This window comes from Geminicoccus flavidas, from assembly GCF_009806515.1.
Taxonomy (GTDB): Bacteria; Pseudomonadota; Alphaproteobacteria; order Geminicoccales; family Geminicoccaceae; genus Geminicoccus; species Geminicoccus flavidus.
On record NZ_WUJP01000403.1, the window covers coordinates 1 to 7,297 of the forward strand.

9 protein-coding genes are annotated in these 7,297 nt (G+C 68.6%); 6 read left to right on the forward strand and 3 right to left on the reverse strand.

The features are described from left to right. From trmFO to minE, 4 genes are all read left to right on the forward strand, one after another. On the forward strand, positions 1–690 hold a 690-nt coding region (gene trmFO / locus EQG76_RS11400; RefSeq protein ID WP_159713441.1), incomplete at its 5' end, for a methylenetetrahydrofolate--tRNA-(uracil(54)-C(5))-methyltransferase (FADH(2)-oxidizing) TrmFO. Between the two features lie 120 nt (positions 691–810). Further along, positions 811–1,521 carry a septum site-determining protein MinC gene (gene minC, locus EQG76_RS11405; protein WP_159713443.1) on the forward strand — a complete coding sequence of 237 codons (711 nt, stop codon included), beginning with the start codon at positions 811–813 and terminating at the stop codon, positions 1,519–1,521. Positions 1,522–1,577: 56 nt separating this feature from the next. After that, positions 1,578–2,393 (forward strand): septum site-determining protein MinD, encoded by an 816-nt coding sequence (gene minD / locus EQG76_RS11410; RefSeq protein ID WP_159713445.1) that lies wholly within the window; start codon positions 1,578–1,580, stop codon positions 2,391–2,393. Next, the gene (gene minE, locus EQG76_RS11415) at positions 2,390–2,677 is read left to right on the forward strand and encodes a cell division topological specificity factor MinE (protein ID WP_159713447.1); all 288 of its coding nucleotides are present in this window, start codon (positions 2,390–2,392) and stop codon (positions 2,675–2,677) included. Before minD ends, minE begins: the two co-directional genes overlap by 4 nt. Positions 2,678–2,681: 4 nt before the next feature. Here minE and argE read toward each other — a convergent pair whose 3' ends face one another. Then, complete coding sequence (argE, locus tag EQG76_RS11420; protein ID WP_159713449.1) at positions 2,682–3,869, reverse strand: acetylornithine deacetylase; 1,188 nt, start codon at positions 3,867–3,869, stop codon at positions 2,682–2,684. 75 nt (positions 3,870–3,944) lie between these two features. Between argE and EQG76_RS11425 the strand changes: the two genes are divergently transcribed. Then, the gene (locus EQG76_RS11425; protein WP_159713451.1) at positions 3,945–4,418 is read left to right on the forward strand and encodes a CreA family protein; all 474 of its coding nucleotides are present in this window, start codon (positions 3,945–3,947) and stop codon (positions 4,416–4,418) included. A 19-nt stretch (positions 4,419–4,437) separates the two neighbouring features. Here EQG76_RS11425 and EQG76_RS11430 read toward each other — a convergent pair whose 3' ends face one another. Then, positions 4,438–5,247, reverse strand: a complete 810-nt coding sequence (locus tag EQG76_RS11430) for a phytoene/squalene synthase family protein (protein WP_159713453.1) — start codon at positions 5,245–5,247, stop codon at positions 4,438–4,440. Between the two features lie 162 nt (positions 5,248–5,409). On the opposite strand from EQG76_RS11430, the gene EQG76_RS11435 reads away from it, so the two are divergent. Further along, positions 5,410–6,015, forward strand: a complete 606-nt coding sequence (locus EQG76_RS11435; RefSeq protein ID WP_159713455.1) for a superoxide dismutase — start codon at positions 5,410–5,412, stop codon at positions 6,013–6,015. A 21-nt stretch (positions 6,016–6,036) separates the two neighbouring features. Here EQG76_RS11435 and EQG76_RS11440 read toward each other — a convergent pair whose 3' ends face one another. Further along, on the reverse strand, positions 6,037–7,218 hold the full coding sequence (locus tag EQG76_RS11440) for an aminotransferase class V-fold PLP-dependent enzyme (protein WP_159713457.1): 1,182 nt from the start codon (positions 7,216–7,218) through the stop codon (positions 6,037–6,039). Positions 7,219–7,297 lie beyond the last annotated feature (79 nt).

A 7,297-nucleotide genomic window follows, 5' to 3' on the forward strand; every position in this document is an offset into this window, starting at 1 on the left:
GCCGAGAAGGTCGAGTTCCGCGACTGGGAGAAGGCCACGCCCTATTTCGAGGGCTGCCTGCCGATCGAGGTGATGGCTGAGCGCGGCCGCCGCACCCTGGCGTTCGGGCCGATGAAGCCGGTGGGCCTGACCGATCCGCGCACCGGCAGGCGCCCTTACGCCGTGGTCCAGCTCCGCCAGGACAATTCGCTGGGCACGCTGTTCAACATGGTGGGCTTCCAGACCAAGCTGCGCCACGGCGAGCAGACCCGGGTGTTCCGGATGATCCCCGGCCTGGAAAAGGCGGAGTTCGCGCGCCTTGGCGGCCTGCACCGCAACACCTTCGTCAACGGGCCCAAGCTGCTCGACCCGCAGCTCAGGCTGAAGTCCCTGCCGCATGTCCGCCTAGCCGGGCAGATCACCGGCTGCGAGGGCTATGTGGAGAGTGCCGCGATCGGCTGGCTCGCCGGCTATTTCGCCGGTGCCGAGGCCCGCGGCGTCTCGCCGCTCCCCCCACCCCCGGAATCCGCCCACGGCGCGCTGCTGGCGCACGTGACGGGCGGCGCCATGGCCGAGACCTACCAGCCGATGAACGTCAATTTCGGCCTGTTCCCGCCTCTGGAGGGCAAGGTCCGCAAGGACGGCCGCAAGGCGGCGCTGGCGACCCGCGCGCTGGCCGCGATCGACACATGGAACACAACCGCAAGGTGAGGAACGCGCGGGCGCTTGTGCGACGTCGAAAAGCGTCTACGGTGCGGCTCATGCGCGGCAGGGATGCTCGCCCGGCCCGCGACCCCCCTCCCGCCATGCGATAGTCGAACCGATAGCCTGATGTCGTCGCGCTCCCAGCCGTTCCAGATCCGCGGCAGCCTGCAGACGCTCCTGTCCCTGCGGCTCGTCGAGCCGCACGACCCGGAATTCTTCGCCAAGTTCCTGGACAAGATCGCGCACAGCCCGGATTTCTTCCGCAACGCGCCGATCGTGATCGATGCCGCACCGGTGGCGAGCCTGCCGCCGATCGACTTCGCCGCCCTGGTGACGAGGCTGCGCGAGCACCGGATCATCCCGGTGGGCCTGCAGAACGGCTCGCCCGAATGGAACGAGGCCGCGATCGCGGCGGGCCTCGCGATCCTGCCAGAGGGCCGCAATGCCGAGCAGGCCAAGGCCAAGGAGGCGCCGGCCGCCCAGCCCGGCCCGACGGTGAAGGCGACCTCGCCGGCGTTGCTGATCACCGAGCCGGTGCGCGGCGGCCAGCAGATCTATGCGCCCGACGGCGACATCGTGGTGGTGGGCCAGGTTGGCCACGGGGCGGAACTGATCGCGGGCGGCCATATCCATGTTTACGGCTCGCTGCGCGGCCGGGCGTTCGCCGGCATCGACGGCGACGAGAGTGCGATGATTTTCTGCGACCAGCTGGATGCCGAGCTATTGTCGATTGCCGGCATTCACCTGGTCAGCGAGCAGTTCGACGAACGGGTTCTGAAAAAGCGCGCCAAGGTGGCGTGCGACGGCGAGAAGCTGGTCGTGACCGCCCTGTCGTGACCCACCGCCAGCCGTAGCTGATCCACATCGTGCGATAGTGCCTCCGGGAGGGCCCCTTGTCCAAGGTCATCGTCGTCACCTCCGGCAAGGGCGGGGTAGGGAAGACCACCTCGGCCGCCGCGATCGCGACCGGACTCGCCATGCGCGGGCACAAGACGGTCGTGATCGACTTCGACGTGGGCCTGCGCAATCTCGACCTGATCATGGGTTGCGAGCGCCGCGTCGTGTTCGACTTCATCAACGTCATCAACGACGGCGTCCGGCTGAACCAGGCGCTGATCAAGGACAAGCGGGTCGAGAATCTCAGCATCCTGCCGACCTCGCAGACCAAGGACAAGGAAGCCCTCAAGCAGGAGGGCGTCCAGAAGGTCCTGGACGAGCTGAAGGGCGAGTTCGACTACATCATCTGCGACAGCCCCGCCGGCATCGAGCGGGGGGCGATGATGTCGCTCTACTTCGCCGACGAGGCGATCATCGTGACCAACCCGGAGGTCAGCTCGGTCCGCGACAGCGACCGGATCCTGGGCATCCTGAACTCGAAGAGCCGGCGGGCCGAGCTGGGCCTGGAAGCGGTCAAGCAGCATCTCCTGGTTACCCGCTACGACGCCGAGCGGGTCAACAAGGGCGAGATGCTCAAGCTCGACGACATCGTCGAGATCCTGGCCATCCCGGTGCTGGGCGTCATACCCCAGTGTTCCTCGGTGCTCTCGGCCAGCAATGTCGGCATGCCCGTCATCCTGGACGAGAAGTCCAAGGCTTCCGACGCCTACAAGGATGCGGTATCGAGGCTGCTGGGCGAGGAAGTCGACCTGCGCTTCCTCCAGCCCGAGAAGAAGAGCTTCTTCGAACGTCTGTTCAGGAGGTCGGCATGAATCTGCTCGACCGGTTCTTCGGCCGGCAGCCGAAGAATACGGCTGTGGAAGCCAAGGACAGGCTGAAGATCCTGCTCGCCCACGAGCGGGTCACCACCAATGCGCCGGATTTCCTGCCGATGATGAAGCAGGAGATCCTGGAGGTGATCCGTAAATACATCCAGATCGACAAGGACCAGGTGAAGGTCCACATGCAGCGACAGCAGGGCGTGTCCGTGCTGGAGTTGGAGGTGGAACTGCCGCAAGGACCTTCTGGCAAGAACGCCAGCCTCAGCCTCGCCTGACCGTTCAATCCGGCTGGAGCGGCTCTCCCCGGACACTGGCGGCGATCAGGCCGTCCAGGAAGTCCTGGCAGCGGACGAGCTGTGCCTGGGTGATATGCTCGTTCGGCTTGTGGGCGACGCTCATGTCGCCCGGCCCGCATACCAGAGTCGGGATGCCGGCCTTGGCGATCACCCCGCCATCCGTGCCATAGGCGACCTTGCCGGCGAGCCCAGGCTCGGCCAGCTCCGCCACCAGCCGCCGAAACGGCCCGTCCGGGGCCGGAGCCAGGCCCGGATAGCCGATCAGCTCCGCAAAGCTCACCGACGCCTCCGGCGCGATCGCGCGCATGCCCGGCAGCATCTGCCGCTTGGCATAATCTTCGACCCGCGCCAGCCAGTCGGCAGGACGCTGCCCCGGCAGGGTGCGGAATTCGAAGGCGAACTCGCAGCGCTCGGGGATGATGTTGAGCTGGCCGCCACCCTCGATCCGGCCGACCGAGGCGGTGGTGTGCGGCGGCTCGAAGCCTTCAGCGAACGGCCCGGCCTCCCGGCAACGCCGGTGCAGGCCCTGGATGTACTGGATCAGCTCGGCCGCCGCGATCACCGCATTGACGCCCTGATGGGTCAGCGCCGAGTGCCCTGCCCGGCCGGTGACCGTGCAGCGCCAGCCGCCCTTGCCCTTGTGCGCGTCGACCAGGCGCATGCCGCTAGGCTCGCCGACAATGCAGCCGGCCGGCAGGTCGTGCAGCTCGGCGCGCAGCCGCTCGACCAGGGCCGGAGCGCCCTTGCAGCCCAGCTCCTCGTCATAGGAGATCGCCATGTGGATCGGCCAGTGTAGCGCTGCCGCCTGCATGGCCGGGACCTTGGCCAGCACGCAGGCGATGAAGCCCTTCATGTCGCAGGCTCCCCGGCCAATCAGCCTTCCGTCCCGCTCCACCAGCGTGAACGGGTCGCTGGCCCAGGCCTGCCCCGTCACCGGCACCACGTCGGAATGGGCCGAGAGCAGGACGCCCGGCCCGTCCTGGCGCCCGAGCGTGAACAGGAGGTCGGCCTTGGTGCCGGTCGGGTCGTAGCCCAGCGACGCCGGCACCCCCAGACCGTCCAGCGCATCCTGGACATGGACGACCAGGTCGAGGTTCGAGCCGCCCGCCACGGTCGGAAAGCCCACCAGCCGCGCCAGCCATTCCTCGGCACCGGGCCAACTCGCAGACATGGAACCACCCCCTCGCGGCACGGCTTGTCCCTCCGGTATAGAGACCGCCCTTGCCGCCCGCCATCCGGAGCCGCCATGCGCCCGTTCCTGCCGCTGCTGATCGCCCTGCCGCTCATGGCCACCCCGGCTCTGGCCCAGGAAGAGGTCGGCGAGTTCAGCAACGACTGGACCGGCAACGGCATCGTGGTCCAGGCCTTCCCCGACCCGGGCGTGCAGGGGGTGACCTGCCACGTTGCCAGCTTCTCGCGCAGCCTCATCGATCGGATGACCAAGGGCAACTGGTTCGAGGACCCGTCAAACTCCTCGATCGCCTGCCGCCAGACCGGCCCGATCGTGATCGGCGACATCGAGACCGACGAGGAGGGCGAGGACATCTTCAGCGAGCGCCGCAGCCTGATCTTCAAGTCGGTCGCAGTGCGGCGGATCTGGGACCAGAAGAACCAGACCATGGTCTACGTGGTCTATTCCCGGCAGGTCACCGACGCCTCGGCCAAGCTCGCGATCTCCACCGTGCCGCTGTTCGGCCAGGACGTGCGCCGCGAGCAATGAACCGGCCCCTTCCGACGGTTCAGACCCTCAGCCCCTGCAGCACGAGCAGGCGCAGGGCCAGGAGCGGCGGGCGGCCGATCGTCGCCGCGGCGAACGGGTCGTGGTCCAGCCGGTCCAGCATCCGGAGCTGGTGGCGAGTGATTAGCAGTAAGGGTGTGGCCGGCTCGCCCCGCAGCGGCCTAAGGCCGCGCAGCTCGTCCCGTGCCGCCAGCGCCACCATCGCGGCGACCTCGGCCAAGCCCGGCCCCGGCTTGCCCGCCAGCAGCGCATCGCGGCCGACTCCGTGCCGCCGTAGGAGGTCGTCCGGCAGCAGGATCTGGCCACGCGCCGCCAGATGGCCAGTGGCGCGCAGGATGCCCATCAGCCCATAGCCCGTGCCGATCCGCCGGGCGCGCACCGGATCACCGCCAGCGACCGCTGCCAAGCTCTCCTGCAGCAGCCCCGCCGTGGCCCGGGCATGCGCCAGCAGCTCGCCCAGATCGGCCATCGGCCGCTCGTCCAGCTCGCGCTCGCGGGCATCGACCATGGCCACCAGCGAGGCGTCACCCAGCCCGGCCGCCTGGATCAGCGGCAGGACGCCGGCCACCGGATGATGGCGCGGCCGGCCCGCCCGCGCTTCCGCGATCGCCTCGCGCCACCATTCCAGGCGGATGAAGCCGGCCATCGGCTGGGTCACCTGCTGGGGGATCCGACCGAGCTCCTGGTTGAACGCGAGCAGGGCGGCCGCCGCCGGGCGCTGGCCGGGCTCGGCCGGCACCAGGCACCAGAACCGGTCGGGGTCGTCGTGATGCAGGGTGTGCGTGAGATTGGCGTCGAGGCCGAGGTTCAACCGGGATCTCCTTGCCGGTCGTCCGGCGGACCGGCCCTCAACTGGCGCGTGCCCATGGAACCCGCAAGGGTCGCGGCATCTTTCCACACTGCCGACTCGCCCCTATGTAGCGGAGGCGAGACGAGCGTGGCCTGCCACGCCTCCACGTCGAGGGAACTTCCGATGGCCTTCACCCTACCCGAGCTGCCCTACGCGCACGATGCGCTCGCCCCCTACATGGGCGAGGAGACGCTGCAGCTCCACCACGGCAAGCATCACCAGACTTACGTCACCAACCTGAACAACCTGATCGCCGGTACCGATCTGGAGAACAAGTCGCTCGAGGAGATCGTGGTGATCTCCTCCAAGGATCCGACGAAGGCTGGCATCTTCAACAACGCCGGCCAGCACTGGAACCACAACCTGTTCTGGCGGACGATGAAGAAGGGCGGCGGCGGCAAGCCCGGCGGCGAGCTGCTCAAGCGCATCGAGCATGATTTCGGCGGTTACGAGACCTTCGCCGAGCAGTTCAAGCAGGCCGGTGTCACCCAGTTCGGCTCCGGCTGGGCCTGGCTGTCCCTGGACGGCGACAAGCTCAAGGTCTCCAAGACCCCGAACGGCTCTAACCCGCTGGTCGACGGCGCCACCCCGATCCTGGGCGTGGACGTGTGGGAGCACGCCTACTATCTCGACTACCGCAACCGCCGGCCGGACTACCTCGCGGCCTTCCTGAACCATCTGGTGGACTGGGAAGCGGTTGAAGCCGAGCTGGCCAAGGCCTCGGCCTGACCTCGCGCCACCTGCCGGCGGTCACGCCGCCGGCAGGCTCCGGCACAGCTCGACCAGCCGGTCGACCTCGTCCTCGGTGTTGTAGTAGTGCGGCGAGGCCCGCACGAGCGGCGGCAGGCTGCGCGCCTCGGCATCCAGAAGCGTGCTGGCCGGTGGCGATACCCCGATCACGATCCCGGCTTCTGCCGCACGGGCGACCAGTTCCTCAGCCGGCACATCGGCCACGGTGAAACTGACGATGGCGCCAGGCGAGCGCCCGAGATCGCAAAGCGTCACCCCCCTCACCTCGCGCAGCCCATCCCGCAGCCGCTCGGCCAGCAGCCGGCAGCGCGCCATGATCGGACCCAGGCCGATCCCCAGCGCATAGCTCACCGCGGCACCCAGCCCCAGCTTCGCTGCGTAGTTGTTCTCCCAGGTCTCGAAGCGGCGCGCATCGTCCCGCAGGCGGTATTTATCGCGCCCGACCCAGGGCGCCGCGAAATGATCGATCATCGGCGGCTCGAGCCGGTCCAGGAGCGCCTTTCGGACATAAAGGAAGCCGGTGCCGCGCGGCCCACGCAGGAACTTGCGGCCGGTGGCCGAGAGCAGGTCGCACCCCAGCGCCTCGACATCGACCGGCATCTGGCCCACGGCCTGACAGGCATCCAGCAGATAGGGGATCCCGTGGGCCCGGGCGACCCTCCCAATGGCCCAGGCCGGATTGGTCAGCCCGCCATTGGTCGGGACCCAGGTGACCGCGATCAGCCTGACCCGGTCATCGATCATCTGCTCCAGCGCCGCCACGTCGAGCTCGCCCGCCCCATCGCTCGGCACCACCTCGATCACGGCGCCGGTACGCTTTGCGGCCTGCAGGAACGCCACGTAGTTGGCCGCATATTCGGCCTGAGCGGTCAGGATGCGGTCGCCCGGGCGAAAGTCCTGGGCCAGGGCGTAGAAGCCCATCTGCCAGGCGACCGTGGCATTCTCGGTGAGGGCGATCTCCTCGGGTGCCGCACCCAGCAGGGTCGCCACCTGCCGATAGACCGTCTCCAGCGGCAGGGCCTGCGCGTCGGCCGCAGCATAGCCGCCGATCTCGGCCTCCAGTTCCAGATGCTGCTGCACGGCTCGGACCACCGGGACCGGCATCAGGGCGGAGCCGGCATTGTGCAGGAAGGCGCGCCTTGCCGCAGCCGGCGTGTCAGCGCGCACCCGGTCCAGGTCCATAGGAGGCTCAGTTGCCGACGGCGATGAGTGCCGCTGCCACCTTGCGGTCCTCCACCAGCAGGACGTTGAACGTCCGGCA